The 25,656-nt window shown below is 68.7% G+C and carries 29 protein-coding genes; 19 read left to right on the top strand and 10 right to left on the bottom strand.

The window, feature by feature from the left end:
- Positions 1–360 precede the first annotated feature (360 nt).
- Both H0I76_RS07335 and H0I76_RS07330 read left to right on the top strand, forming a co-directional pair.
- On the top strand, positions 361–1,053 hold the full coding sequence (locus H0I76_RS07335) for an HAD-IA family hydrolase (protein ID WP_200608783.1): 693 nt from the start codon (positions 361–363) through the stop codon (positions 1,051–1,053).
- Positions 1,050–1,748: an ATP12 family chaperone protein gene (locus H0I76_RS07330; protein ID WP_200608781.1), complete on the top strand. Its 699-nt coding sequence runs from the start codon at positions 1,050–1,052 to the stop codon at positions 1,746–1,748. Before H0I76_RS07335 ends, H0I76_RS07330 begins: the two co-directional genes overlap by 4 nt.
- Before the next feature lie 49 nt (positions 1,749–1,797).
- Here H0I76_RS07330 and H0I76_RS07325 read toward each other — a convergent pair whose 3' ends face one another.
- Positions 1,798–2,349, bottom strand: a complete 552-nt coding sequence (locus H0I76_RS07325; protein WP_200608779.1) for a DUF2061 domain-containing protein — start codon at positions 2,347–2,349, stop codon at positions 1,798–1,800.
- An 87-nt stretch (positions 2,350–2,436) separates the two neighbouring features.
- A complete protein-coding gene (locus H0I76_RS07320) occupies positions 2,437–4,482 on the bottom strand; it encodes an ASKHA domain-containing protein (RefSeq protein ID WP_200608777.1) in 2,046 nt (681 codons plus the stop codon).
- A 223-nt stretch (positions 4,483–4,705) separates the two neighbouring features.
- Here H0I76_RS07320 and H0I76_RS07315 point away from each other — a divergent pair, with 223 nt between their 5' ends.
- Together H0I76_RS07315 and H0I76_RS07310 are read left to right on the top strand one after the other, a co-directional pair.
- Positions 4,706–5,590: a sulfurtransferase gene (locus tag H0I76_RS07315; RefSeq protein ID WP_200608775.1), complete on the top strand. Its 885-nt coding sequence runs from the start codon at positions 4,706–4,708 to the stop codon at positions 5,588–5,590.
- 172 nt (positions 5,591–5,762) lie between these two features.
- Positions 5,763–8,147 (top strand): GAF domain-containing protein, encoded by a 2,385-nt coding sequence (locus H0I76_RS07310; RefSeq protein ID WP_200608773.1) that lies wholly within the window; start codon positions 5,763–5,765, stop codon positions 8,145–8,147.
- Positions 8,148–8,152: 5 nt separating this feature from the next.
- Here the strand turns inward: H0I76_RS07310 and H0I76_RS07305 are convergent, their stop codons facing one another.
- The gene (locus H0I76_RS07305) at positions 8,153–8,611 is read right to left on the bottom strand and encodes an Lrp/AsnC family transcriptional regulator (protein WP_200608771.1); all 459 of its coding nucleotides are present in this window, start codon (positions 8,609–8,611) and stop codon (positions 8,153–8,155) included.
- Between the two features lie 123 nt (positions 8,612–8,734).
- On the opposite strand from H0I76_RS07305, the gene H0I76_RS07300 reads away from it, so the two are divergent.
- The 4 genes from H0I76_RS07300 to H0I76_RS07285 all read left to right on the top strand — a co-directional run bounded on the left by H0I76_RS07300 (position 8,735) and on the right by H0I76_RS07285 (position 10,811).
- Complete coding sequence (locus H0I76_RS07300; protein ID WP_200608769.1) at positions 8,735–8,959, top strand: DUF6356 family protein; 225 nt, start codon at positions 8,735–8,737, stop codon at positions 8,957–8,959.
- 60 nt (positions 8,960–9,019) lie between these two features.
- The gene (locus H0I76_RS07295; protein ID WP_200608767.1) at positions 9,020–9,817 is read left to right on the top strand and encodes a class II glutamine amidotransferase; all 798 of its coding nucleotides are present in this window, start codon (positions 9,020–9,022) and stop codon (positions 9,815–9,817) included.
- Between the two features lie 84 nt (positions 9,818–9,901).
- Positions 9,902–10,360 (top strand): ArsR/SmtB family transcription factor, encoded by a 459-nt coding sequence (locus H0I76_RS07290; RefSeq protein WP_325166413.1) that lies wholly within the window; start codon positions 9,902–9,904, stop codon positions 10,358–10,360.
- Positions 10,338–10,811: an SRPBCC family protein gene (locus tag H0I76_RS07285; RefSeq protein ID WP_200608765.1), complete on the top strand. Its 474-nt coding sequence runs from the start codon at positions 10,338–10,340 to the stop codon at positions 10,809–10,811. Before H0I76_RS07290 ends, H0I76_RS07285 begins: the two co-directional genes overlap by 23 nt.
- A 23-nt stretch (positions 10,812–10,834) precedes the next feature.
- On the opposite strand, the gene H0I76_RS07280 is transcribed toward H0I76_RS07285, so the two are convergent.
- Positions 10,835–11,683, bottom strand: coding sequence for a 2-keto-4-pentenoate hydratase (locus tag H0I76_RS07280; RefSeq protein WP_200608763.1), 849 nt, complete (start codon positions 11,681–11,683; stop codon positions 10,835–10,837).
- 230 nt (positions 11,684–11,913) lie between these two features.
- Entirely contained in the window at positions 11,914–13,128 is a 1,215-nt protein-coding gene (locus tag H0I76_RS07275) for an NADP-dependent isocitrate dehydrogenase (RefSeq protein WP_200608761.1), read from the bottom strand.
- Between the two features lie 115 nt (positions 13,129–13,243).
- Here H0I76_RS07275 and H0I76_RS07270 point away from each other — a divergent pair, with 115 nt between their 5' ends.
- Genes H0I76_RS07270 through H0I76_RS07260 form a run of 3 tightly spaced genes read left to right on the top strand, consistent with a single transcriptional unit; the run spans position 13,244 to position 16,179 of the window.
- The gene (locus H0I76_RS07270; protein WP_200608759.1) at positions 13,244–14,137 is read left to right on the top strand and encodes a class I SAM-dependent methyltransferase; all 894 of its coding nucleotides are present in this window, start codon (positions 13,244–13,246) and stop codon (positions 14,135–14,137) included.
- An 18-nt stretch (positions 14,138–14,155) separates the two neighbouring features.
- Positions 14,156–15,010, top strand: coding sequence for an RNA methyltransferase (locus H0I76_RS07265; protein WP_200608756.1), 855 nt, complete (start codon positions 14,156–14,158; stop codon positions 15,008–15,010).
- A gap of 38 nt (positions 15,011–15,048) precedes the next feature.
- Positions 15,049–16,179: a COX15/CtaA family protein gene (locus H0I76_RS07260; RefSeq protein ID WP_200608754.1), complete on the top strand. Its 1,131-nt coding sequence runs from the start codon at positions 15,049–15,051 to the stop codon at positions 16,177–16,179.
- Between the two features lie 15 nt (positions 16,180–16,194).
- On the opposite strand, the gene H0I76_RS07255 is transcribed toward H0I76_RS07260, so the two are convergent.
- On the bottom strand, positions 16,195–17,010 hold the full coding sequence (locus tag H0I76_RS07255) for a pyrroline-5-carboxylate reductase family protein (protein WP_200608752.1): 816 nt from the start codon (positions 17,008–17,010) through the stop codon (positions 16,195–16,197).
- 2 nt (positions 17,011–17,012) lie between these two features.
- Positions 17,013–17,801 carry an enoyl-CoA hydratase gene (locus tag H0I76_RS07250; protein ID WP_200608750.1) on the bottom strand — a complete coding sequence of 263 codons (789 nt, stop codon included), beginning with the start codon at positions 17,799–17,801 and terminating at the stop codon, positions 17,013–17,015.
- A 91-nt stretch (positions 17,802–17,892) separates the two neighbouring features.
- Here H0I76_RS07250 and H0I76_RS07245 point away from each other — a divergent pair, with 91 nt between their 5' ends.
- From H0I76_RS07245 to rpsI, 3 genes are all read left to right on the top strand, one after another.
- Complete coding sequence (locus H0I76_RS07245; protein ID WP_234455162.1) at positions 17,893–18,324, top strand: PaaI family thioesterase; 432 nt, start codon at positions 17,893–17,895, stop codon at positions 18,322–18,324.
- Positions 18,325–18,533: 209 nt separating this feature from the next.
- Positions 18,534–18,998, top strand: coding sequence for a 50S ribosomal protein L13 (gene rplM, locus H0I76_RS07240; RefSeq protein WP_200608748.1), 465 nt, complete (start codon positions 18,534–18,536; stop codon positions 18,996–18,998).
- A 2-nt stretch (positions 18,999–19,000) separates the two neighbouring features.
- On the top strand, positions 19,001–19,489 hold the full coding sequence (gene rpsI, locus H0I76_RS07235) for a 30S ribosomal protein S9 (protein WP_200608746.1): 489 nt from the start codon (positions 19,001–19,003) through the stop codon (positions 19,487–19,489).
- Between the two features lie 72 nt (positions 19,490–19,561).
- On the opposite strand, the gene H0I76_RS07230 is transcribed toward rpsI, so the two are convergent.
- Positions 19,562–20,062 carry a TspO/MBR family protein gene (locus tag H0I76_RS07230; RefSeq protein ID WP_200608744.1) on the bottom strand — a complete coding sequence of 167 codons (501 nt, stop codon included), beginning with the start codon at positions 20,060–20,062 and terminating at the stop codon, positions 19,562–19,564.
- Between the two features lie 163 nt (positions 20,063–20,225).
- Between H0I76_RS07230 and H0I76_RS07225 the strand changes: the two genes are divergently transcribed.
- Both H0I76_RS07225 and H0I76_RS07220 read left to right on the top strand, forming a co-directional pair.
- The gene (locus H0I76_RS07225; RefSeq protein ID WP_200608742.1) at positions 20,226–21,083 is read left to right on the top strand and encodes a lysophospholipid acyltransferase family protein; all 858 of its coding nucleotides are present in this window, start codon (positions 20,226–20,228) and stop codon (positions 21,081–21,083) included.
- Between the two features lie 4 nt (positions 21,084–21,087).
- A complete protein-coding gene (locus tag H0I76_RS07220) occupies positions 21,088–21,909 on the top strand; it encodes an aspartate/glutamate racemase family protein (RefSeq protein ID WP_200608740.1) in 822 nt (273 codons plus the stop codon).
- Here H0I76_RS07220 and H0I76_RS07215 read toward each other — a convergent pair.
- Both H0I76_RS07215 and H0I76_RS19395 read right to left on the bottom strand, forming a co-directional pair.
- Positions 21,821–22,717: a Bug family tripartite tricarboxylate transporter substrate binding protein gene (locus H0I76_RS07215; RefSeq protein WP_234455161.1), complete on the bottom strand. Its 897-nt coding sequence runs from the start codon at positions 22,715–22,717 to the stop codon at positions 21,821–21,823. The genes H0I76_RS07220 and H0I76_RS07215 overlap by 89 nt on opposite strands.
- Entirely contained in the window at positions 22,718–22,966 is a 249-nt protein-coding gene (locus tag H0I76_RS19395) for a hypothetical protein (RefSeq protein ID WP_234455160.1), read from the bottom strand.
- Between the two features lie 385 nt (positions 22,967–23,351).
- Between H0I76_RS19395 and H0I76_RS07210 the strand changes: the two genes are divergently transcribed.
- The 3 genes from H0I76_RS07210 (at position 23,352) to H0I76_RS07200 (ending at position 25,652) form a co-directional block, all read left to right on the top strand.
- Positions 23,352–24,200 carry a YihY/virulence factor BrkB family protein gene (locus H0I76_RS07210; protein WP_234455184.1) on the top strand — a complete coding sequence of 283 codons (849 nt, stop codon included), beginning with the start codon at positions 23,352–23,354 and terminating at the stop codon, positions 24,198–24,200.
- A gap of 2 nt (positions 24,201–24,202) precedes the next feature.
- Entirely contained in the window at positions 24,203–24,667 is a 465-nt protein-coding gene (gene ccmE, locus H0I76_RS07205; RefSeq protein ID WP_234455159.1) for a cytochrome c maturation protein CcmE, read from the top strand.
- Positions 24,668–24,776: 109 nt separating this feature from the next.
- Complete coding sequence (locus H0I76_RS07200) at positions 24,777–25,652, top strand: PhzF family phenazine biosynthesis protein (RefSeq protein WP_200608736.1); 876 nt, start codon at positions 24,777–24,779, stop codon at positions 25,650–25,652.
- The last annotated feature ends 4 nt before the right edge of the window (positions 25,653–25,656 follow it).

The following is a 25,656-nucleotide window of genomic DNA, read 5'->3' as shown; positions in this document are numbered from 1 at the left end:
AGCCTTCCAAGCTGAACGCGTGGGTTCGATTCCCACCACCCGCTCCAAGAAAAAAGAGCCGACAAACCACCTGCAAAGGTAAGGAATGGGTAGGGGTAACGCGCTGAAAGATTGGATGAAATGGGCATGTGCCCACGAGACTTCCAAGCTGAACGCGTGGGTTCGATTCCCACCACCCGCTCCACTGTGACGTGACAACGCAACGGCGGCCGCACATTCCCGATGTGGGGCAGGGCGTGGCGCAGACGGCGCAGACGGCGCAGGGGCGGCCCGGCTGCGCACGACGTGCCCGGTCGCGCAAGCATGAAACCGCCCGGCGCCAGTTCGGGCCGCCGGTAGCACCAGAAGGCCTTTCCCGCGATGCGACGCCCGGATGATGCGCTCAGACTCGTGATCTTCGACGTCGACGGCACGCTGATCGATAGCCAGAACTTCATCGTCGCCGCGATGGACCGCGCCTTCGCGCAGGTCGGCCGGCCCGCGCCCGCGCGCGAGCAGACGCTCGGCATCGTCGGGCTCTCGCTGCCCGAGGCGATGATGGTGCTGATCCCCGACGCCTCGCCCGACACGGTCGACGGCCTCGTGCATCACTACAAGGAGAGCTTCGTCGAGCTTCGCCGCCAGACCGGCGGCGAGGCGCATGCACCCTTCTACCCGGGCGCGCGGGACGCGATCGAGCGCCTCGACGCCGATGGCTGGCTTCTGTCGATCGCCACGGGCAAAGCGCGCCGCGGGCTCGACCACATGCTCGACAGCCACGATCTGCGGCGCTTCTTCGTCGGCACGCAAACGGCGGACGACGCGCCGTCGAAGCCGCATCCGGGGATGGTGCTGAACTGCCTCGCGGCCACCGGCGTCGATCCGCGCCGCGCGGTCATGGTCGGCGACACCGAGTACGACATCGCCATGGCCCGCGCGGCGGGCGCGCGCGCGGTCGGGGTGGCCTGGGGCTACCATGCGCGCGAGAGGCTGGCGATGGCGGGGGCCGAAGTGATCGTCGACGATTTTGCGGCGCTCGACGGCACGCTCCACGCGATGCTCGAGACGGCGTGAAGCGCTTCTGGAAAGAGGCCCGGCCGCATGAGGTCGAGGGCGGGTTCGAGGTGCGCCTCGATGCCCGCCCCGTGCGCACGCCCGCCAAGGCGCCGATGATCCTGCCGACCCGGGCGCTTGCCGAGGCGGTGGCTGCCGAGTGGAGTGCGCAGGGCGACGAGGTGCGTCCGGCCGAGATGCCGCTCACCCGCGCGGCGAACTCGACCATCGACCGCGTGATCGCAGCACGGCGCGAGGTGGCGAAGGCGATCGCCGCCTTCGGCGAGACCGACCTGCTTTGCTACCGCGCGCCCTTCCCGCCCGAGCTGGCCGACCAGCAGGCGGCGGGCTGGGACCCGATGCTCGACTGGGCAGACGAGGCGCTGGGCGCGCGGCTGCTGCCGGGCGAGGGGGTCATGCATGTCGCGCAGGACCCCGCCGCCGTCGCGGCCCTCGCCCGCGCCGTCGACGCGCATGACCCCTGGGAACTGACCGCGCTCCACGAGCTCGTCACCCTCTCGGGGAGCCTCGTGCTCGGCCTCGCCGTCAGCCACGGCTGGCTCGACGCGCCCGAGGCTTGGCGGCTCAGCCGCATCGAAGAGGCCTGGAACATCCGGGAATGGGGCGAGGACGAGGAAGCCGCGGCCCAGGCATGCCGGCGCGAGGCCGATTTCGGCCATGCCGCGCGCTTGCTGGGGCTGTTGCGCGCCGCCTGAGCCCGGCTTGCGCCGGCGCGCCCAGAGGCTGTCGCTTTCCCCGCGCCCTTCAGCCTTGGGCCGGTTTGGCCACGATGCCCCAGCGGATGTGGGCCCAGGCGCGCTCGTGGAAGTAGTAGAGCACCAGCTTGGTGATCACCTCGAAGCCGCCGATCGAGACCGCCGTTCCCAGGTTCCCGGTGAAGATCAGCGCCAGGATCATGGTGTCGAGGCTCGCCAGCACCCGCCAGGTTGCGGTCTTTACCCCTGACCGGCTCGGGCCGTCCTTGCGGTGGCCTTCCTCGTCCACGCTCACGTCCCAGCGAAGCCGCTCCCAGCCCCGCTCGTGCAGGAAATAGAGCAGCATCTTGGTGGCGACCTCGGTCAGCGCGATCAAGGTCGCCGTCTGGGCCGTTTCGGCGTGAGTGCCGGCGTCATGGCCGAACAGCGGTGCGAGGAAGGTCAAGATGAGGAAGCTCAGCACCAAAGTGTCGATGGTGCCGACCACGCGCCACGAGATTGCCTTGGCCAGCGAGCGCGCATGGCTCACCTCGGGCGGGTTCGGCGGGTCGAGGCGCGGGTCCTCGGGCCCGAAGATCGGGCGCTCGGGCTGTTCGCGCATGCTCACCCCCTGGCTCGGTCGACCTGCCGAGCCTAGGGCAAGCGGAGCGCCGCGCAAAGCGCGGCCGCGGAGCGGTTGCGGCTTGGCTCAGCCGCGCGCGCGCCGCCGCCGCCGGGCGCCCTCGTCGCCGCCGCCCTGTTCGAACCTGACGGCCGGGAGGTTCACCAGCGTTTCCAGGTTCGGGAAGCCTGCGGTCTTGTGCGGCACGGCCATGGCGTTGATGAAATGCTCCTGGAAGCGCGGCTCGACGGCGGTTTCGACCTTCTCGATCTCGCGCACCACCGCCTCGATCTCGCGCCGCGCGCCGGAATTGAGCAGCGCGATGCGTGATCCCGTCCCGGCCGCGTTGCCGGCCGAGGACACCTTGTCCAGCGGGCAGTCGGGGATCATTCCGAGCACCATGGCGTGGAGCGGCGAGATATGCGCGCCGAAGGCGCCGGCCAGGACCACGCGGTCGACGCTCTCGACCCCCATCTGGTCCATCAGCAGCCGCGCGCCGGCATAGAGCGCGGCCTTGGCAAGCTGGATCGCGCGCACGTCGTTCTGCGTGACCGAGATCAGCGGCCCGCCCTCGGGCCGGCCGTCCCAGAGCACGTAGGACCAGGTCCGACCCTCCTGGATCAGCCGCTCCGAGCCAACCGCCTCGGCCGAGCCGATCGCGCCGTCTTCATCGATGATCCCGGCGAGGCGCATCTCGGCGATCACCTCGATGATGCCCGAGCCGCAGATCCCGGTTACGCCGGTGCCCACTGCCTCGGCGAAGCCCAGCTCGTTGGACCAGAGCTCGCAGCCGATGACGCGGAAGCGCGGCTCCCGGGTCGCGGGGTCGATGCGCACCCGCTCGATCGCGCCTGGCGCCGCGCGCTGGCCCGAGGAGATCTGCGCCCCCTCGAAGGCCGGTCCCGTCGGCGACGAGCAGGCCAGCACGTGCTTGCGGTTGCCGAGCAGGATCTCGGCATTGGTGCCCACGTCCACGACCAGCATCAGCTCGTCCTGCTGGTGCGGGCTCTCGCTCAGCGCCACGGCGGCGGCGTCGGCGCCGACATGACCGGCGATGCAGGGCAGGATGTAGAGCCGCGCGCCCGGATGCATGCGCAGGTCGAGCTCGGCCGACCACAGCGTGATCGCGTCCGAGGTCGCCAGCGCGAAGGGTGCGCCCCCGAGCTCGACCGGGTCGATGCCCAGCAGCAGGTGGTGCATCACCGGGTTGCCGACCAGCACGCCCTCGACGATCAGCTCGCGCGCGACGCCTGCCTCCTCGGCCACCTGGCCGATCAGCGTGTTGAGCGCCTCGCGCACCGCCGCCGTCATCTCGCGGTGACCGCCGGGATGCATCATCGAGTAGGAGACCCGGCTCATCAGGTCCTCGCCGAACCGGATCTGCGGGTTCATGAGGCCCGACGAGGCCAGGACGTCACCCGATTGCAGGTCGCACAGGTGGCAGGCGATGGTGGTCGAGCCGACATCGACCGCGATGCCGTAGATCGAGCCCTCGTGGAAGCCGGGCCAGGCATGGATGATCCGGCCCGTCGAGCGGCGATGGCCGAAGTGGATGGCGACGGTGATCTGCCACTTGCCTTCGCGCAGCACCGGCTGCAGCACCTGCAGGGCGCGCAGGTCGCAGGTCAGGCCCTCGAGCCCCCACTGGTGCTTCAGCGCGTCCATCAAGCGCTCGAGGTCGCCGCGCGGGTTGTGCATGTCGGGCTCGACGACCTCGACGTAGTAGAGGCGGGTGGCCGGGTCCATGACGATCTCGCGCGCCTCGGCGCGCTTGCGCACCACCTGCTTGTGGACCTGGCTCTCGGGCGGCACGTCCACCACGACATCGCCCTGCACGGCGGCCTGGCAGCCCAGGCGGCGTCCGTCGATCAGGCCGCGCTTCGACTTGTAGCGCTCCTCGACCGCGTTCCACGGGCTCAGCGCCGATTCGGTCACGGTGACGCCGTGCTTGGGGAAATCGCCGTACATCGGCGTGATCTGGCACTTCGAGCAGATGCCCCGCCCGCCGCAGACCGAATCGAGATCGACCCCCAGCTGCCGCGCCGCGGTCAGGATCGGCGTGCCCATCGGGAATCGCCCTCGCTTGCCCGAGGGCGTGAAGACGACCAGGGGGTCGCGGGGGGCGTCGTTCATCCGAGTTTCTCCTGCTCCAGCACGGGCGTGGCACCGGGCATCACGCCACACCGTCATGCAGATGTAGCGCCTTTTGCGCAACGGTGCCGCGCGGCTGCGTCATTCCCCGCCACGGATGCGTCGTTTCGGGGAAAGAATAAATAACACATAAAATATGGAAACTTGACAAAATACATATCAGGAGCCATCTGGCTTGGAAACCCCGATATCGAGGAGTCATCCGATGACCCGTCTCGCGATGTTTCTGGCCGTGAGCCTCGCGCTCGGCACGCCCGCGGCGGCCGGCGACTGGCGCCCGCTCGTGACCCCCGCCGAGGCTGCCGAGCTGATGGCTGCCGACGCGGTCGTGATCGACATCCGATCGGTCAAGGACTACGCGCAGGGGCATCTCGAAACCGCGGTCAACGTGCCCTACCACGCCTGGCGTGGCCCCGAGGACAACCCGGGCGAGCTGATCGACGACGCCAAGGTCACGGCGCTGCTGCAGGAGGCCGGCGTCGAGCCCTCGATCCCGGTCATCGTCACCAATGACGGGCGCGACTCGCTCGATTTCGGCTCGGTGGCGCGCGTCTACTGGACGCTCAAGTCCGCGGGCGTCGAGCAGGTCGCCATCCTCAATGGCGGCCTGGCCGCCTGGACCCGCGACGGGCGCGCGCTGTCGAAGGCCGAGTGGTCGAACTTCCCCTCGGATTTCGAGTTTGCGCTCGCGCCCGACTGGACGATCGACCGCGCGGGGGTCGAGCGGGTGCTCGACGGGGCCGAGGATGCAATCCTCATCGACGCGCGGCCCGAGGACTTTTTCACCGGCAAGATCAAGCACGAGCTGGCGGCCTGGGCCGGCACGCTGGCCGGCGCCCTGAACCTCGATCACGACACGCTGTTCACCGCGCCGGGGGTGCTCAACGCCGATCCCGCCGCGATCCGCGCGCGCGCCGAGGCCGCAGGCTGGACGCCGGGGCGCACCGTCGTCAGCTTCTGCAACACCGGCCATTGGGCGGCGACCAACTGGTTTGCGCTCAGCGAGATCGCGGGGATCGAGAACGTCAAGCTCTACCCCGAGTCGATGGTCGGCTACACCCGCGCGCAGCGCGTCTCGGCCGGGGGCTGAGCCCAGGGCATATTCCGGACGGACCAAGGCGCGTCGCCTCCCGGGCCGGCCCCGCGACGGCGCGCCCGGCCCCGTCACCAGCTTCCCCTCCCCGGCGGCATGAAACTGGTCATGCGCTCAATCCGCGTCTACCCTCGGTTTCCGAATTGAGAACGGGCCGGGGGGCCGCGTCTTGGAGGACACCAGCGCGGGCAATGCTGCCGAGGGTCTCGCGGGCGCCGTCGGCCGGGCGCGCGAGCGCGAGGCCGCGTCGCGTCGCATCCTCGAGACCATCAGCGCCTCGCCGGGCGACGAGCGTCCGGTCTTCGACGCGATCCTCGAAAGCGCGTGCCGCCTGTGCGACGCGCCCTTTGCCGGGCTCTATCTCGTGGGCGCGGGCCGAGGCCACGCCCGCCTCGTGGCAAGCCGTGGCGCGCGCTCGGAGTGGCTTGCCAGCACCGAGAAGAAATGGGCGCTCGACAGCGGCGCCTCGATTCCACGCGCCATATCCGGCGGGGCAATCGTTCATATCAAGGACCTTGCCGATACCGACAGCTACCGAGCCGGTGACCCGCAGCGCGTCGATGCCGTCGACATGGAGGGGATGCGCACCTTCCTCGCCGTGCCGCTGATGCGCGAGGGCGAGGCGGTGGGTGCGATCGGTCTCTACCGCCGCGAGGTCGCGCCGTTCGCGCCGGACCAGATCACGCTGGTCGAGACCTTCGCCGCCCAGGCGGTGATCGCGCTCGACAGCGTCCGCCGGTTCCGCGCGCTCGAGGAGCGCAGCCGCGAGGTCGAGGAGGCGCTCGCCCACCAGACGGCGACGGCTGACGTGCTCGGCGTCATCAGCCGCTCGACCGACGATCTCGAGCCGGTGTTCGAGACCATCGTCGGCACCGCCGCGCGGCTCTGCCGGGCGACCCATGCGGTGATGTTCATGCGCCGCAACCGCGCCTACCACATGGCCGCCTCGAACAATGCCGACGCCGCCTTCGTGCGCTTCGCGGACGAGCACCCGCACCTGCCGGGGCGCGCCTCGGTCGTCGCGCGCGTGGCGCAGGAGCGCCGGACGATCCATCTCGAGGACTGCCTCGCCGACCCCGAATACACGGTCCTCGACTACCAGCGCATCGGGAACTATCGCACCGTGCTGGGCGTCCCGCTGCTGCGCGACGGCGACGTGATCGGGGTGATCACCCTGCTCAGGCCCGACGTCGAGGCGTTCTCGGTGCGCGAGATCGAGCTGGTCGAGACCTTTGCCTCGCAGGCCGTGATCGCCGTCGAGAACGTCCGCCAGTTCCGCGAGCTCGAAAGCCGCCTTGCTCGCGAGCAGGCGACGCGCGAGATCCTCGAGGTGATCTCGCGCAGCCGCGCGGACGAGCGGCCCGTCTTCGAGGCGATCCTCGAGAACGCCAAGCGGCTTTGCGACGCGCCGCTCGCCTTCATGTCGATCGCGAACGAGGAACGCACGCGCGTCACGATCCCGGCCTATACCGGCGCGCGGCCCGAGTTCGCCAAGATCCTCGACGCCTTCGACCTGCCGATCGAGCACAGCGAACTCGTCGCCATCAACCCGCTGGTCACCGGCGAGGCGGTGCATCTGCCCGACTGCTCGGATGACATCCTCTACCGCGAGCGCAACGAGCACCGCGTCTTCCTCGTCGAGGTCGAGGGCATCCGGACGATCCTCGCGGTGCCGATGATCTCGGGCGGCGTCAGCCTCGGCGCGATCGTCCTCTACCGCCGCGAGGTCAATCCCTTCTCGCCCGACCAGGTCGACCTCGCGCGCGCCTTCGCCAGCCAGGCCGCGATCGCGGTCGAGAACGCGCGCCAGCTGCGCGCGCTGGCCGCGCGGACCGAGGAGGTCCAGGCGCTCAACGCCTCGCTCGAGACCCGCGTCGCCGAGCAGGTCGACGAGATCGAGCGGATGGGCCGGCTCAAGCGATTCCTCTCGCCCCAGGTTGCCGATGCCATCGTCTCGGGCGGCAAGGGCGACGCGCTGTCCAGCCACCGCGCGCTTCTCGCCATCCTGTTCTGCGACATCCGTGGCTTCACCGCCTTCTGCGAGACCGCCGAGCCCGAGGAGACGATCGAGGTCCTGCAGACCTATCACGAGGAGATGGGCCGGCTGATCGCCGGGCACGGGGCAGGGGTCGATCACCGCTCGGGCGACGGGATCATGGTGCTGTTCAACGACCCGCTGCCCTGCGACGACCCGGCCGGCGACGCGCTCCGCCTCGCCATCGCGATGCGCGCGCGGATGGAGGAGCTCTGCGCAAGCTGGAAGCGCCTCGGCCACCGCCTCGGCTTCGGCGTCGGCGTCTCGCTCGGCTACGCAACCGTGGGCATGGTCGGCTCCGAGGGGCGCTTCGACTACACCGCCAGCGGCACGGCGGTGAACCTCGCAAGCCGGCTCTGCGATGCCGCGGCCGATGGCGAGATCCTGCTGAGCCGGCGCGCCTGGACCGCGGTCGAGGACGCCTTCGAGGCCGAGGCCGCGGGCGAGCTCGTGCTCAAGGGCATCCACGCCCCCGTCGAGATCTTCCGCCTTCTCGGGCCGCGCGGCGCGCCGGGCTGACGCGCTCACGCGACCGGCAGCTCGGTCGTCTCCTTGATCTCCTCCATCACGAAGCTCGCCGAGATGTCCGACAGCGCCACCCGCCGGATCAGCCGCTGATAGAGCCGGTCATAGGCGCGCACGTCCTCGACGCGGGCCTTGAGCAGGTAGTCGAGGTCGCCCGAGGTCCGGTAGACGCCCTGGATCTCGGGCAGGTCCCGCACCGCGCGGGTGAAGGCGTCGAGCCAGCCCGGATCGTGCTGGTCGGTGCGCACCGCGATGAACACCGTCAGCCCCAGCCCCAGCGCCTCGGGGTCGACCAGTGCCACGCGGGCGCGGATCACCCGCTCCTCCTCCAGCCGGCGGATGCGGCGCCAGCAGGCGTTGCGCGACAGGCCGATGCGCTCGCCGATCGTCTCGACCGGCAGCGAGGCGTCGCGCTGGAGTTCCCGCAAGATGCGGCGGTCGAAGTCGTCGATGTCCATCAAGCGGCCTCATGTTGGGAAAATATCCCGAAAGTCTACGGCAGCGTCGCAAAAATTGGGAACAATTTCCGCCCCGGTTGCGGCAATATGCCCTGCATATCCGCAGTCAGGGAGATCCAAGCCATGCTCGCAAACGCACGCGACCTGTTCCTCAGCCACCCCCGCTCGGTCGACGAGAGCTATTTCGAGCATCTGGCCTTCGCTGCGCGCTTCGCGGGGCTTCTGGTCGCCGCGGCGGGCGCGGCGCTGGTGCATGCGATCCTGCCCTTCATGTTCGAGCGCACCGCCAGCCGGATCGTTGCCAAGCTTTACGCGCGGACGCATAATCGTGTTGTAAGCGCCGATTGACGGCGCAGCGGACGCGCCCGCCAGACGGCGCGCCGCACGGGGCGAAGGGAGCAGGCGATCATGTGCCGCTGGGCCGCCTATATCGGCGAGCCGATCTTTCTCGAGGAAATCGTGAGCGCGCCGGGGCGCTCGCTCACGGTCCAGTCGCTCGCCGCGCGCGAGTGCAAGTCGGGCACCAATGGCGACGGCTTTGGCGTCGCCTGGTATGGCGAGCGGCCCGAGCCGGGCCTCTTCCGCGACGTCCTGCCCGCCTGGTCCGACCCGAACCTGCGCAGTCTCGCGCAGCAGGTGAAGTCCGGGCTGTTCCTGGCGCATGTCCGCGCCTCGACCGGCAGCGCCACCAGCCGCAACAACTGCCACCCCTTCGCCTGCGGGCGCTGGAGCTTCATGCATAACGGCCAGTTGGGCGGCTACGAGCGGCTGCGGCGCCGGATCGACATGCTGATCCCCGACGAGCTCTACGAGTGCCGCAAGGGCGCGACGGATTCCGAGGCGCTGTTCCTGCTGGCCCTGGCCGAGGGGCTCGACGCCGATCCCTACGGCGCCATGCTGCGCGCCACCGCGCGGCTCGAGGCGCTCGCGCGCGAGGCGGGCACGGCGCCCTACATGCGGCTGACGGCCGCCTTCTCGGACGGCCAGCGGCTCTTTGCCGTGCGCTACGCCTCGGATGACGAGGCGCCCACGCTCTACCACCGCTACTCGCGCTCGCGCCAGGGCCGGGCGGTGGTGTCCGAGCCGCTCGAGGCAGATGAAGGCGACTGGGAGGCGATCCCGCCGGGCCATTTCGCCGAGATCACGGCCGACGGCGCGCGGCTGCGCCCCTTCGAGCCGATGGGGAAGGCGGCCTCGGCCGCCTGAGCGCGGTCGATGCACCGGTCTCCGGGCCGAGGATGACGGCCCGCATCCAATTTCCTTCGGCTTTGCCGCGCGGATGCGGCCGCGATGGTGCGCCTTCACCCGTGGCAAAAGTCACTCGGCGCAGTCCCCGCATTTGTCCGCATTTCCGTTGACGGGACGCGCCACCGGGCAATACTTAGTCATATGACTAAGTATGAGCCGAATCTCAATCTCGTGTTCTCCGCGCTGAGCGATCCGACGCGCCGGGCAGTCATCGCAAGGCTGGCGCGCGGGCCGGCGACGGTCAGCGAACTGGCCGCATCGCACGCCATGGCGCTTCCATCCTTCCTCGGACATCTGGGCAAGCTCGAACGGGCGGGACTGATCCGCTCGACGAAGAGCGGCCGCGTGCGGTCTTGCGCGTTGACGGGTGCGGGGCTCGCGCCGGCGCAGGATTGGCTGTCCCGGCAACGCGCGCTCTGGGAGACGCGGCTCGACCAGTTCGACGACTATGTCACCGGCCTCATGAAGGAGCGCGACGATGGATCTCGATCCGACGACTGACCTCAGCTTCACGCGAACCCTCAGGGCGCCGCGGCCGCTGATCTGGGAATGCTGGACCACGCCGCGGCACGTCGTCGAGTTCTTCGTTCCCAGGCCGCACAAGGTTACGTCCTGCGACATCGACCTGCGCGTCGGCGGTCGCTTCGACACGACCTTCGAGGTCGATGGCCACGAGATCGGCAACAAGGGCGTCTTTCTCGAGATCGTCGAGCACCAGAAACTCGTCTTCACCGATGCCTACAGCGAGGGCTGGAAGCCGGCGCCCGAGCCCTTCATGACCGCGATCATCCTGCTCGAGGACGCCGCCGGCGGCGGGACGCGCTACACGGCAATCGCCCGTCACCGCACCAGCGAGGCCCGCAAGTCACACGAGGACATGGGGTTCTACGGCGGCTGGGGAACGGTCGCCGACCAGCTCGACGCCTACGCGATGGGCCTCGTCACAACCTAGCGGTCGCCACGCCGCCGCCGGCGTCACTCGAAGGCGACCGAGACCTCGGGGTCGCCGGGCAGGCCCAGGTAGCGCACCGTGACCTCCATGCCGGGCTTGGGCGGCAGCAGCGGGCCGATCGAGCCCACGCTGACCATGTCGCCCGCCTTGAGCTTCACGCCGTTCCTGACCAGCCACAGCACGCTCTCGACCGGGTTGCCCAGGACCGCCGAGCCGGGCGTCGAGGCAAGCTCGGTGCCCTCGCCGTCGACCACCTTGACGGTCATCCCCGCCAGCATCTCCAGCACGCCCGGATAGACGTCCACCGGCTCGCCGACGATGCCGAGCCGCGCGGCCACGTTGATCGCGGTGATCAGTTTGCCGTCGAGCGCCACCTCCTTGGCGACCGCCAGGTCCGGCAGTTCGATGAAGGGGCGGATCTCCGAGATATGAGAAAGCGCCTCGGCCGGCGTGGTCGCGTCGTTCACCGCGTCGCTGGCGACAACAAGGATCAGGTCCGCCTCGAACAGCGGGCGCGCGCCGAAGCCCGCGGGCACGGTGGCGCCATCGTCCAGGAGCGTGTCGCGCAGCAGGACGCCGCGCACCGGCTCGCCGACGCCGAAGCGTTCCTGCGTCGCCTTGCTGGTCAGGCCCGCCTTGTGGCCGACGACCGGGCCGAGGCTCGCAGCGAGGCGCTCGACGATCTTGCCCTGCGCGCAGAGCGCGTCCTCCATCGAGTCGACGGCGCCAAGCGCGGTACTCGGTGTCTTGGCCTGCCAGTCGGCGACAAAGGCATCGATCGTCGCGTCGTCTGGGCATGCGGCCCATGCCGGAGCGGCGAGGCCCGCGGTAGCGGCAAGCGCGAGCGCAAGAGCGGTCGGAAACGGCTTCATGGAAGATCTCCCACGATGGTCTCGGAAATCGGCTCCCACGCGAACGATAGGCGCGCGAGCGCTCGCGAACAACCGCGAAGGCCCGCGGCGTGCGAATTGCCGTCGGGCGACCCGCGCGATGATTCTAAAATACCATTTTAATCAAAAACTTGATCATGGTTTCACGCGTGAAAAGGGCCCCGTGCGGCTGCGCGGGGCCCATCAGGTCGCTAGTCCTGTCGCGCCGGGCCTCAGCCCTTGAGCGCCTTGTTCAGGTTCTCGTCAATCTTGTCGAGGAAGCCGGTCGTGGTCAGCCACTTCTGGTCGGGCCCGACCAGCAGCGCGAGATCCTTGGTCATGTCGCCGCTCTCGACCGTGTCGACGCAGACGCGTTCGAGCGTCTCGGCGAAGTTGGCCAGCGCCGCATTGTCGTCGAGCTTGGCGCGATGCTTGAGGCCGCGCGTCCAGGCGAAGATCGAGGCGATCGAGTTGGTCGAGGTCTGCTCGCCCTTCTGGTGCTGGCGGTAGTGGCGGGTGACCGTGCCGTGCGCGGCCTCGGCCTCGACCGTCTTGCCATCAGGGGTCATCAGCACGCTCGTCATCAGGCCGAGCGAGCCGAAGCCCTGCGCCACGGTGTCCGACTGGACGTCGCCGTCGTAGTTCTTGCAGGCCCAGACGTAGCCGCCCGACCACTTGAGCGCCGAGGCCACCATGTCGTCGATCAGGCGGTGCTCGTAGATGATGCCCTTCTTCTTGAACTCGGCCTCGAACTCCTCCTCGTAGACCTTCTGGAAGAGGTCCTTGAAGCGGCCGTCATAGGCCTTGAGGATGGTGTTCTTGGTCGACAGGTAGACCGGGTAGCCGCGCATCAGACCGTAGTTCATCGAGGCGCGGGCGAAGTCGATGATCGACTGGTCGAGGTTGTACATCGCCATCGCGACGCCGCCGCCGGGCGCGTCGAACACCTCGCGCTCGATCACCTCGCCGTCCTCGCCCACGAACTTGATCGTCAGCTTGCCCTTGCCGGGGAAGACGAAGTCGGTCGCACGGTACTGGTCGCCGAAGGCGTGACGGCCGACGACGATCGGCTGGGTCCAGCCCGGCACGAGGCGCGGCACGTTCTTGCAGATGATCGGCTCGCGGAAGATCACGCCGCCCAGGATGTTGCGGATCGTCCCGTTGGGCGAGCGCCACATCTTCTTGAGCCCGAACTCCTCGACGCGGGCCTCGTCGGGCGTGATGGTGGCGCACTTGACGCCGACGCCATGCTTCTTGATCGCGTTCGCCGCGTCCACGGTGACCTGATCGTCGGTCTTGTCGCGATACTCGATGCCGAGGTCGTAGTACTCGAGGTCGATGTCCAGATACGGGAGGATCAGTTTCTGCTTGATGAAGTCCCAGATGATCCGGGTCATTTCGTCGCCGTCGAGCTCGACGACCGGGTTTGCGACCTTAATCTTCGACATGCTTGTCCTCCCAGGGCTCAGCGATCGGTCCGCTTGCGCGGAATCGCGGCGGACAGTAGCGAGAGGGGCGAGGACAGGCAACGCGACTTAATGGCCATTAAAGAAAACTTTCGTCATGGCAAGACTCGATGACAACGACGCCGGCCCGCGGGCCGGGATTCGCGCGGGCGCGCTGCCGCTCCGCCTGCGCTGGCGTCGCTTCGTCATGGGGCTGAGCACGCTTCTGGGACGGCCGCGGGGGTTCTTCAGCCCGTATCGCTACGCCGGATCGGTCTCGGGCGGCGATGGTTACCCCGAGATCGAGGCGATTCTCGGCACTGCCTGGGACGAGATGGAGAGCGTGCTTGGCGTCATCGCCGAGGAGGCGGATGCGCTCGCTGCGTTCCGCGGCCCGGCGCCGCGGCCGCGTTGGGACCAGCTCTGGTTTCCCCGGCTTGATGGCGCCGCTGCCTATGTCATCGCGGCGGGATCCGGCGCGGGGCGTGTGGTCGAGGTCGGCTCGGGCCACTCGACGCGGTTCCTTGCGCAGGCCCTCGACGACGCGGGGCAGGGGGGGCGGATCACCTGCATCGACCCCGAGCCCCGGGCGGTGCTCGACGGCCTCGATGTCGAGTGGCGCCGCGAGGTGCTGGGTCCTCAGCACCTGCCGCTGTTCGATGCGCTCGAGCCCGGCGACATCGCCTTCTTCGACAGCTCACACCTGCTTTGGCCGGGGACCGATGTCGACATGATCTTCAGCCGCATCCTGCCGCGCCTCGCGCCCGGTGTGCTGGTGCATCTGCACGACATCTTCCTGCCCGACCCCTACCCGGTGGCGTGGGAATGGCGTGGCTACACCGAGCAGACCGGCCTGGCGGGATGGCTTGCCAGTGGTGCCTACAAGCCGATCTGGGCGTCGCATTTCGCGCGCACCCGGATGGGGGCGGCCGAAGCGCCGGGCGTCGCCGACCTGCCGATGCCCGAGGGTGCATTCGAGTCGTCCCTGTGGCTCGTGCGTGCGGCACAGTGAGGGAGTGAGGCGTTTGAGATGAGCGATCGGAGCCAGACCCGGCTGGGGCCATTTACCATCCTGGTCGAGCCGCAGATGGGCGAGAACATCGGCGCCGCCGCTCGGGCGCTGTGGAATTTCGGCTGGCGCCGGATGCGGCTGGTCGCGCCGCGCGACGGCTGGCCCAACCCGCGGGCTGCGGCGCTGGCCTCGGGGGCAGGAAGCCTGCTGGACGAGGCGCAGGTCTATGCCGACACCGACGCCGCGCTGGCCGATCTGCACACCGTCTACGCGACCACCGCGCGTCCACGCGAGCTGACCAAGCGGGTGCTGACGCCCGAAGCGGCGGCGCGCGAGATGATGGGGCTGATGGATGCCGGCCACCGGGTGGGCGTCATGTACGGCCCCGAGCGCTCGGGCCTGCTGAACGAGGACATCGCGCGCGCGTCGGCCATCATCTCGGTGCCGGTGAACCCCGAGTTCCCGTCGCTCAACCTTGGCCAGTGCGTGCTGCTGCTGTCCTACGAACTGCGGCGACTGGCGGATGCGACGCCGCCCGAGCAGTTCGTCGGCGAGCGCCCCGAGCTTGCGGAGGCCGGGGAGGTCGCGCGGCTCGTGGATCACATGATCGACGAACTCGAAGCCGCGCATTTCTTCTTCCCCGAGCACAAGCGTCCGAACATGGAGGCGAACCTGCGCAACATGTTCAATCGGGCGGGGCTTACCGGGCAGGACGTCCGCACGCTGTGGGGAGTGGTGCGCGCCCTGGCCGAGGGGCCCAAGCGCCAGCGCCAGCGCAGGAGCGCGCCCGGCAAGGGCGCGTCCGGCGAGGGCGGAGCCACCGGATCCGGGCGCGGCCCCGTGCCGCTTGCCGGGGACGACGGCGCGGAATAAGTCTCCCCGGCGAGAGGTCGGCCGCAGCAGGGGCGAAGATGTCGAAGCGCGCGATTTTCGAGGAAGTTTCCAGCCCGAAGGCCGAGGCCGCGGCGCCCGCGCCGGTGCGTGGCCGCGAGGCGCGGGGGGCGATCGCGCTCTGGCTGTGGCTGCTTGCGGCGCTGGTGGCGGCGATGGTGCTGGTGGGCGGGCTCACGCGGCTGACGGATTCCGGGCTCTCGATCACCGTTTGGGATCCCGTGATGGGCGCCGTGCCGCCGCTGAGCGCGAGCGACTGGGAAGCGGCCTTCGAGGCCTACAAGACCACCACCGAGTACCAGGTCCAGAACAACTGGATGACGCTCGAGGACTTCAAGCCGATCTTCTGGTGGGAATGGGGCCATCGCTTCCTGGGCCGTGTGATCGGCGTTGTCTGGCTGGTGGGCCTGGTGGGGTTCCTGGTGGCGCGTGCCGTGCCGCGCGGCTGGCTTGGGCGGCTCGTCGTGCCCGGGCTCTTGGGCGGCGTGCAGGGCGCGGTCGGCTGGTGGATGGTGGCCTCGGGGCTGACCGGGCGGCTCGACGTCGCCTCCTACCGGCTCGCGATGCATCTGGGCCTCGCCTTCGTGATCTTCATGCTGCTGGTCTGGCTGGCGATGCGCATCCGGCTCGACGAGGTCGAGGCGCTGAAGGCGCGGCGGCGGCGGTTCGGCGGTATGGGTTGGGCGGGCAGCCTTGGGGCGCTAATCTTCCTGCAGATCATCGTCGGCGCGCTGGTGGCAGGGATCGACGCCGGGCGCGGCTATGTTGACTGGCCGCTGATGCAGGGCCAGTTCCTTCCGTCCGAGAGCTTCGACCTTGTGCCGCCCTGGCGCAATTTCTTCGAGAACCCCGCGCTGGTACAGTTCTGTCACCGCATGCTGGGCTACCTGGTCCTGATCTGGGCGCTGGCGACGGCGGTGGCGCTGGCGCGGCGCGGGCATCCGCGGATCCGCGCGGCCGGTTTCTGGCTGGCTGGTGGTGTGCTGGCGCAGGTCGTGATCGGCATCGTCACGGTGATGCACGGCTCGCCTGCCGCGCTCGCGATCTTCCATCAGGCGGGTGCGCTGGTGGTGGTCTTCCTGCTGATGCGCACGAAGTTCGCACTCGCCTACCCGTCCGAGACGCGGATCGCGCGCGGTCGCTCGCGCTGAAGCCGCACTGAGCGGTCAGCTCTCCCCGCCGGGGTCCGCGAGCGCGCGGGCCTTGCGGGTAGCAGCCGCGATGCCGCGCGCCACGGCCTCGCGCAGGCCCGCATCCTGCATTGCGACGAGACCTGCCGCCGTGGTGCCGGCGTAATCGATGAAGCTCCGGACGGTTTCGGCCGGGCTCGCGGGCTCGCGGGCGATGGCTTCGCCTGCGCCCAGCATCACCTGGCGCACTGCGGCCTCGGCCAGCGGGCGGTCGAGCCCATGCGCGAGCGCCGCCTCGACCAACGCGTCGGCCAAGAGCGCCGGGAAGGCGGGCCCCGATCCGGTGAGCGCCGTGAAGAGATCGAGCTGGGCTTCCTCGGCGATCTCGGCCTCCTGCCCGCAGGCGCCGAAAAGCGCGCGCACCAAGGCTCGGTCGGCACCCGTGACGGCAGCCGAGGCATGCCACGGTGTAAAGGACAGGCCGAACTCGGCGGCTGCGTTGGGCAGCGTGCGCACCACGCGCTCGGCCCCGGTCGCGCGCATGATCTGAGCCGATGTCACGCCCGCCATGACCGAAACCGAAAGCTTGCCGCGAAGGTCGAGCCCCATCTGCGCAAAGTCGCCGGGCCGCACCGAAAGCACGACGGTGTCGACGGCGTCCACCAGGGCCTGATTGTCGTCGGTCACGGTGACCTCGGGCCAGTCGGCTACGCCGTCGCGCCGCGGCCTGCGGCCCGAGAGCCAGAGCCGTTCGGGGGCGAGCGTGCCGCTGCGCAGCGCGGCGCGCGCGATCGCGCCGCCAAGCCAGCCGACGCCGCCGACGATCCCGATGCGGCCGGGGAGGGCGGGCACCCTCAGCCCTCCCAGTTCGGCGGGCGCTTCTCGAGGAAGGCCTGAACGCCCTCGGCGGTGTCGGGCTCCAGCATGTTCTCGGCGATCACGCGGGCGGTATGGGCGTAGGCCTGGTCCAGTGGCATCTCGGCTTGCTCGTAAAACGCACGCTTGCCGTAGCGGATCGCGGTCGAGAGCTTCGCGGCGATGGTTTCGGCCATCTTGCGCGCCTGCGCCGGTTCCTCGCCGGACGGGACCGAGCGGTTGATCAGGCCGTGCGCCTGAGCCTCGGCCGCGGTCAGGAACTCGCCGGTCGTCAGCAGTTCGAAGGCTTTCTTGCGGGCGATGTTGCGCGAGAGCGCGACCATCGGCGTCGAACAGAACAGCCCGATATTGACGCCGTTCACGCCAAAACGGGTGTCCTCGGCCGCAACCGCGAGATCGCAGGATGCGACGAGTTGGCAGCCGGCCGCCGTGGCGATGCCGTGGACCTGGGCGATCACGGGTTGCGGCAGGCGGGGGATCGAGGTCATGAGCCGCGAGCATTGCGCGAAGAGCGCCTGGTAATAGGCGCGTCCGCCGTCAGGCGCCTGGCGCGCGGCCTGCATCTGGCGCAGGTCGTGACCGGCGCAGAAAGCGCGGCCCGCGCCGCGCAGGATCACGGCCTTCACCTTGCGGTCGACCGCGATCGCGTCGAGCGCGGCCTGCAGCGCGGCCATCAGTTCTTCGGACAGGGCGTTGAGTGCCTCGGGCCGGTTGAGGGTGAGCGTGGCGATCCCGCCCGCATCCTCGCGAAGAAGAATCTGGTCCATCGCGCGTCCTCCCCTTGCCATGACGCCCCGTTCTCCATGACATGGGCCCGCAAGCAGTGGCAAGCATCTGGCGGGCGCGGGAGGCAGGGCGATGGCGGATCGGGCGGGTGTGAGGATGGGTCCCGAGGAACTGACGGAATTCCTCGACGATGTGTTCCCCCAGATCAAAGGACAGATGCTGATCGAGGCGGTCGGGCCCATGAGCGCACGGCTGCGCATGCCCGTGGGCGAACAGCACCTGCGGCCCGGGGGCACGGTCTCGGGCCCGTCGATGTTCACTTTGGCGGACTGTGCCTTCTACGTCGCGATCCTCGCGCAGATCGGGCGCGAGGCTCTGACCGTGACCACGAGCGCCACGATCAACTTCCTGCGCAAGCCCGCGGCGGCCGACCTGGTGTGCGAGGCGCGGATCCTCAAGCTGGGTCGCGCTCTGGTGGTGGGGGACGCGACGATTCTGCAAGAGGGGCAAAGCGGACCGGTGGCGCATGCCACCATGACCTACTCGATCCCGCCACGGCGATAATGCTGGGGTACCTTGATACCCCAAAGCGAACCACTCTGTTTTTGCACGATAATTCTGAACGGCTTCGTTCCAAGTGGTCTTGACAATCCGATGCGCTCGGGTCATACCCCCGCGCACCCGGCCGGGAGCGTTGCGCCCGGCCTCGTCAGTTTCAGCGGGCCAGGCGCGCAGATGTCGCGCAAGGGCCCGAGGACGGGATCGGAACGGCTATGAAGACGTATTCTGCAAGACCGGCCGATATCGAGAAGAAGTGGGTCGTGATCGACGCCGAGGGCGTCGTTCTGGGCCGGCTTGCCTCGATCATCGCCATGCGCCTGCGCGGCAAGCACAAGGCGACGTTCACTCCGCACATGGACATGGGCGACAACGTGATCGTCGTGAACGCCGACAAGGTCCAGCTCACCGGCAACAAGCGCCGTGACAAGACCTACTACTGGCACACCGGCTATCCGGGCGGCATCAAGAGCCGCACCGCCACCCAGATCCTCGAGGGTCGCTTCCCCGAGCGCGTTCTGATGAAGGCGGTCGAGCGGATGATGCCGGGCGGGCCGCTGACCCGCAAGCAGATGACCAACCTGCGCATCTATGCGGGCGCGACCCATCCGCACGAGGCCCAGACCCCCGAGGTCGTGGACGTGCGCGCCATGAACCCCAAGAACACGCGGAGCGCCTGAGCATGACTGAAGAGATCAAGTCGCTGGATGCGCTGAAGGATGCCGTCGCTGGTGGCGCGGTCGAGGCCGAGGCCGCCGTGAAGCGCGAGCCGGTGCGCGATGCGCTGAACCGCTCCTACGCAACCGGCAAGCGCAAGGACGCGGTCGCCCGCGTCTGGGTGAAGCCGGGCTCGGGCAAGGTCCTCGTCAACGGCAAGGACGTGAGCGAGTATTTCGCGCGCCCGGTGCTGCAGATGGTCATCGGCCAGCCCTTCCGGGTCGCCAATGTCTCGGGCCAGTTCGACGTTATGGCCACCGTCAAGGGTGGCGGGCTGTCGGGCCAGGCCGGTGCGGTGAAGCACGGCATCTCGAAGGCGCTCACGCTCTGGGATCCCGAGCTGCGCCCGGCGCTGAAGGCCGCCGGCTTCCTGACCCGCGACGCGCGCGTGGTCGAGCGCAAGAAGTACGGCCGCGCCAAGGCCCGCCGCAGCTTCCAGTTCTCGAAGCGCTGAGGCCAATCGGCACGTCTGCAATGCGAAGGGGCCCCGCGGGGCCCCTTTTTCGTGGCGCTTGCTGCCCCTTGTTTATCGCTGAGCGCCGTCCGGGCCGGGAAGCACCTGCGGGTTGAGGCGCCAGAGCGCCCAGTTGAGGAACCCCGCGAAGCTGACCCAAGCGAGGTAGGGCACGAGCAGCCAGGCCGCGACAGTGCTCAGCGGCGCGAATACCGCGATGGTGGCAACAATCGACATCCACAGCGCGATCACCTCCCAGAACGCCCAGTCGGGACGGCGCGCGCCGAAGAACAGCGCGCTCCAGGCGAAGTTCAGCACGAGATGCGCGAAATAGACCGCGAGCGGAAGGGCCGCGCCCGACCATCCCGCTTCGCGCCAGACGAGGAAGCCCGCCGCCGCAATCATGCAGTAGAGCACCGTCCAGACCGGGCCGAAAAGCCAGTTCGGCGGACGGAAGGATGGGTGATTCAGCCCCTCGTACCAGTTCCCCGGCTTGAACAGCGCGCCGGATGCCGCCGTCGCGACATTGGCGACGACGAAGACGAGAAGGGCGAGCAGCGTGTCCAAGTCCATCTTCCTCCCCCGCGTGAAAACCCCCGAAACAAGCTGTGGCAAAGAGGCGTGCGTTCAATGCCGTGGCCGGTGCGCATCAGCCCCGGGCGGCCCGCTGCTCGATTGCGATTCCGGTGGCTTCATCATATTTTCGCGGCAGCCACTGCCAGCCGGAGATTGAACCATGCAGAGCACCGGCGCAGCGCCACGCGAGATCAGCTACTCGTTCGCGGCGCGCTCGCAGGTCGGGCGGGCCGTGATCCGCTCGATCGAGAACATCACCGGTCGGCCGCGACTCCTGCGCATGGCGCTGGGCTACGAGACCGAGGTCGAGGCAGGGCGCGACTTCTGGGAGGTGATGCGCGAGCGCTACGGCATCCGCATCGAGGCGACGGGGATGGAGAACATCCCGCGCGAGGGGCCGCTGGTCGCGGTGGCGAACCATCCCTACGGCATCCTCGACGGGCTGGCGCTGGGCAACATCCTTTCGGCGGCGCGCGGTGACTTCCGGATCATCGCCCATGTGGTCTTCCGCCGCGCGAAGGATCTCCAGCGGGTCATCCTCCCGATCGATTTCGGCGAGACGAAGGAAGCCCAGCGGGTGAACATCGAGACGCGGAAGACCGCGCTCGACTACCTTGCCTCTGGCGGCGCGATCGGGATCTTTCCCGGCGGCACGGTCTCGACCTCGGCCAAGCCGTTCTCGCGGCCGCTCGACCCGCACTGGAAGACATTCACGGCCAAGATGATCGCCAAATCTGAGGCGGCGGTCGTGCCGATCTATTTCGAGGGGCAGAACAGCCGCCTGTTCCAGATCGCGAGCCACCTCAATCCGACGCTGCGGGTCGCGCTCCTGATCAACGAGTTCGACAGCCGCGTCGGCGAGCCGCTTCGCGTCCATATCGGCACACCCCTGCCACAGGCCGAGATCGCCGCCCGGCGCAGGGACTCGCGCGCGCTGATGGAGTATCTGCGGCGCGAGACCTACGCGCTCGACCCGTCACCGAAGAAGGACTTCTCCCACGGGCTCTATCTCGGCTGACGTCGTGCCCATCGGAGTCTTCGATTCTGGGCTTGGCGGTCTGACCGTGCTCAAGGCGTTGCGCGATCGCCTGCCCGGCGAGCATTTCGTCTACCTCGGCGACAATGCCAACGCCCCCTATGGCATGCGGCCGGATCACGAGATCCTCGCGTTGACGCGGGCCGGGGTCGAGCGGTTGTTCGCCGAGGGCTGCGAACTCGTGATCCTCGCCTGCAACACCGCCTCGGCCGTTGCGCTGCGGCCCCTGCAGGAGCGCTGGTTGCCGGTGGCCGCGCCGGAGCGGCGCGTGCTCGGTGTCTTCGTGCCCATGATCGAGGCGGTGACCGGTCGCCCATGGGGCTATCGCGGCGCGCCGCTGCCCGCGCGGGTCTCGAGCGTCGGGTTCTTCGGCACGCCAGCGACGGTGCGAAGCGGCGCCTTTACCCGCGAGCTCCGGCTGCGCGCCACGGGGCTCGACGTGCGCGAGATCGCCTGTCCAGGGCTGGTCGAGGCGATCGAGACGGGCGACCTCGGGTCCGCGTCAATGATCGTCTCGGACCGAGCGGGTGCACTGCTGGAGAGCGGCGCACCGGCGGCGGCGGTATTGGGCTGCACGCATTACCCGCTGGTCGGCGATCTCTTCCGCGCGGCCTTGCCCGGGACGACGGATATCCTTTCGCAGCCCCGGCTCGTGGCCGAGAGCCTTGCGGATTACCTTCGCCGGCACCCGCATTTCGCGGCAGGGTGCGAAGGCGGCGTCAGCGCGATGACGAGCGGCGACCCGGCGCGCGTCTCGCTGGCGGCCCGTCGCTTCGATCAAGCGGCGCCCGAGTTTCGCAGTGCCTGATACCGTCCGAGGGAAAACGACGAAGCCGGGCGCGGGCGCCCGGCGTCCACTTCATGCTGAGACTGCAATCGTCGCGGCGTCCGTTGATCGCGCCCGATGCCTTCAGGATCTTCTCGTGGCGGTCACGCTGTTCCACCCAATACTCGCGCATCGGTTCGCTCATGATGAAGTTCGCGAGGAGCGACTGCTTGGCCATGTAGTCCTGCCAGCGGGGCGACTCGAACACCTTGGTGAACACGTCCTGGTAGAAGGCCACGGCCTCGTCCGACATGCCCGGGGCACCGACCACGGCGCGCTGGGTGAAGTACGAGAAGTCGACGCCCTTCTCCTTGAGCGTGGGCACGTCCGGGAACATCGCCAGGCGCTCGTCGGTGAAGGCCACCAGCGAGATCAGGTCGCCCGACTGGTAGAAGCCGATCGCCTCGGAGGGGTTGTTCACCGTCGAGGTAACCTGCCGACCGGCGAGGTCCTTGGCGACGGCGCCACCGCCCTTGTCGGGGATGTATTTCATGGTGAGGCCGAAGTTGGCGTTCAGGACGTTCGTGATGAACTCGTCCTCGCCTTGGCGGCCGGTTCCGCCCATCACCCAGCCGTCGTCTCGGTTCTTGGCCTCCTCGAGGAACTGTTCGAAGGGGGTGATGCCCTCGCCCTTGTGGACCCAGAGGAGGAACGTATCCTCGGCCATCAGGGCGATCGGCGCGAAGTCCATGATGTCGATACCGAGGCCCCGCTGCAGCAGCGGCGTGGTGAAGTAGGTGGTATTGAGCGTCACCATGATCGCGTAGTCGAGGTCGCCCGTCTTGTTCATCTAGATGAGCGCCTCGGCGCCCGAGCCGCCACCCTTGTTCACCGGGATGAACGGATGTGGCGAGAACTGGCTCTCGTCGATGATCGCCTGCGTCAGGCGGGCCATCTGGTCGGCGCCACCGCCTTCGCCCGCCATGATCACGAAGACGACTGGCTTCTTCGGCTCCCATGCGAGGGCGGCCGGGACGAACGAGGCAAGCGATACGAACTCGGCGGCGGCCGCGGCTGTGAGAGCACGTGTGAGTGCCATGAATTCCTCCCTCTGGGCACAGCGCTTCCGGTCCACTGCCAGCGGCTCGAGCCCGACGCATCACGGGTGTCCGCTTGGTGGTCGTCTCGTTGTCAGGAGGGGTGGTGGCTTGGCGGTCAAATCGGACCGTTTCGGCTCGGCTGCGTTGGAATACCAACGCGCAGACGCTACGACAGATGCGCGGGAACGCAACTGAGATCGTCGCAGCCGGTTGCTTTCCGCGGATTGCCTCGATTGCGTGCGGGAAGCGATTCCCGTAGACAGATCATAGGGATGGCGCGACATCCGCGTATCGATGGGGGGTCACAATGAGCGCTCCTGAGACGGCAGTCGTGGCCCGGGGCCACGTTTGCGGTGCGCCCAAGAGGGTCCTGGCGTGAGGCGCATGCTTGCGCCAGTGGTCGAGGCCGCGCGGTTCGTCGCGGCCGTCGTCCAGCGCTATGTCAATCACGAGGGTGGTGTCCTGGCCGGTCACATCGCCTATTCAGGCATGCTGTCCCTGATGCCCTTCCTGATCTTCGCCACCGCACTTGCCGGCTTCGTGGTCGGCCCCGAGGAAACGACGGCAGCACTCGATGCGATGTTCCGGGCGCTGCCCGAGCACGTGGCGCTGACGCTGAAGCCTGTTGTCTTGGAGGTGATCGGCCAGCGACGCAGCGGCATCCTGACGGTTGCGGCACTGGGCACGATCTGGGCTGCTTCGAACGGTGTCGAGGCGGTGCGGATTGCCCTCGACCGTGCCTATGAAGGCGATATCAGGCGGCATTTCACGCTCAACCGGATCTTCGCGATCGGCATCGTTCTGGCCGGCTTCGTCACCTTCATCCTGCTCGGCGTCCTGATCGTCTTCGCACCTCTCGCCTTCCGGCTGCTCGACCGCGAGATGGGGGTCCAGATCCCCTTTGCTGCCGACGTGGTGCGCTATGCAATCTCGGCGGGGGTGCTCGCGGCCTTCCTGTGGAAGGTCCACCGGGTTCTGCCGTCGCGGCGGATGCGGGGCATGCGGCTCTGGCCGGGCATTGCGGCGACGGTGATCGTGATGATCCTGTCCGGCGAGGCCTTCTCGCAATACCTTGCCATCGCGCCCAACTTCGCGGTGACCTACGGCACGATGGGGGGCGTCGTTGTGACGCTGCTCTTCTTCTACATTACCGGTGTAGCCCTTATTCTCGGAGCGGAGGTGAACGCGGTGGTCAACGCGGCGCGCCTCAAGCAACCCGATCCGGAGGAGTGATCATGGCCACGCGGAAGACACGGCGCATGCAGATGCTGATCTTCGGAGCGGTGCTGCTGGCGGCCGCAGCCGGGCTCGTGTCCTTCGCGTTCCGCGACACCATCGTCTTCTTCTTCTCGCCGACCGAGCTGATGGCCGAGGCGCGACGCCCGGATCAGTTGCTCCGCGTTGGCGGGCTGGTGGTTGCGGACAGCATCCAGCGCGGCCAGGGCGAGACGGTGAGCTTTGACGTGACGGATGGCAACGGCACACTGACGGTCGCATTTACGGGCGTGCTGCCCGATCTGTTCCGCGAGGGGCAGGGCGTGGTCGCCGAGGGGTACCTGCGCAACGGACGCTTCGAGGCCGTCGAGGTGCTGGCCAAGCACGACGAGAATTACATGCCGAAGGAGGTGGCCGACGCGCTGAAGGAGCAGGGCCACTGGCAGGACGGCGAGCCGGCGGCCACCGGGACGGGCGGAAGCTGAACGCAGGCATTCGGAAACGTGATGATTGGCCCCATAAATCATCGCTTGCCGTGACATGGTGGCGGCGCAATCTTGCGCATCCGATGTTCCAGATCGCGGAGTTCAGGCGATGACAGCCCGCCAGACCTATTGGGTCGATGCCTTCACCGACCGCCCGATGGGCGGCAACCCCTGCGCCGTCATGTTCGGCGCCGACGACCTCGACGAGGCCACACGCCTAGCCTTCACACGCGAGACGCGGCTGTCGGAATGCAGCTTCGTGGTGGCGTCGGACAAGGCCGATTTCGGCGCGCGCTACTACCTTGCCAGCCGAGAGATCAAGATGGCAGGTCATCCCACCATCGCGACCTGCGTCGCGCTCGATCGCGCCGGACTGATCGGCGCGCGCGAGGCGTTCACGCTGGAAGTCGGGGCAGGGGTCGTGCAGATCGAGGTCGATCGCCGCGGCGTGCTGCCGGCTTTCACGATGACGCAGTACGCCCCTGTCTTCGGCAACAGCCATGCGCCCGAGGCGATCGCGCCGCTCTTCGGGCTCGCGCCGGACGACGTGGTGGGAATGCCGCAGACCGTCTCGACCGGCGGACCGAATTTCTGCGTGACGGTGCTAAGGGACCTCGATGCGCTCGAGCGGGCGCGGCTCGACATTCCTGCGCTGGAATCGGTGCGGCCCGAGGTCGATTTCTGGGAGCCGTTCCTCTGCGTGACGCGGGGCTTCACATCGGCCGGCGATACGGCAGCACGCCTGATGCTGACCCCGCCCGAGCCGGCCGAGGATCCGTTCACCGGCTCGGCCACGGGATGCATGGCCGCCTATCTGTGGCGGCACGGGATGATCCGCGCGCCGCGATTCACGGCCGAGCAGGGCCACCTGATGGAGCGTCCGGGCAGCGCCCGGGTCGAAGTCCTGGGGCCGCCGGACGCGATTGACGGCGTCAAGGTCGGCGGCACCGGCGTCGTGCTGTTCGAGGGGACCGCGCATCTCTGAGCGC

The sequence above is a fragment of the Thermohalobaculum xanthum genome, from assembly GCF_016623495.1.
Lineage (GTDB): Bacteria > Pseudomonadota > Alphaproteobacteria > Rhodobacterales > Rhodobacteraceae > Thermohalobaculum > Thermohalobaculum xanthum.
Note: the sequence above shows the minus strand (reverse complement) of the source record. Positions and strands in the feature narration are given on the sequence as shown.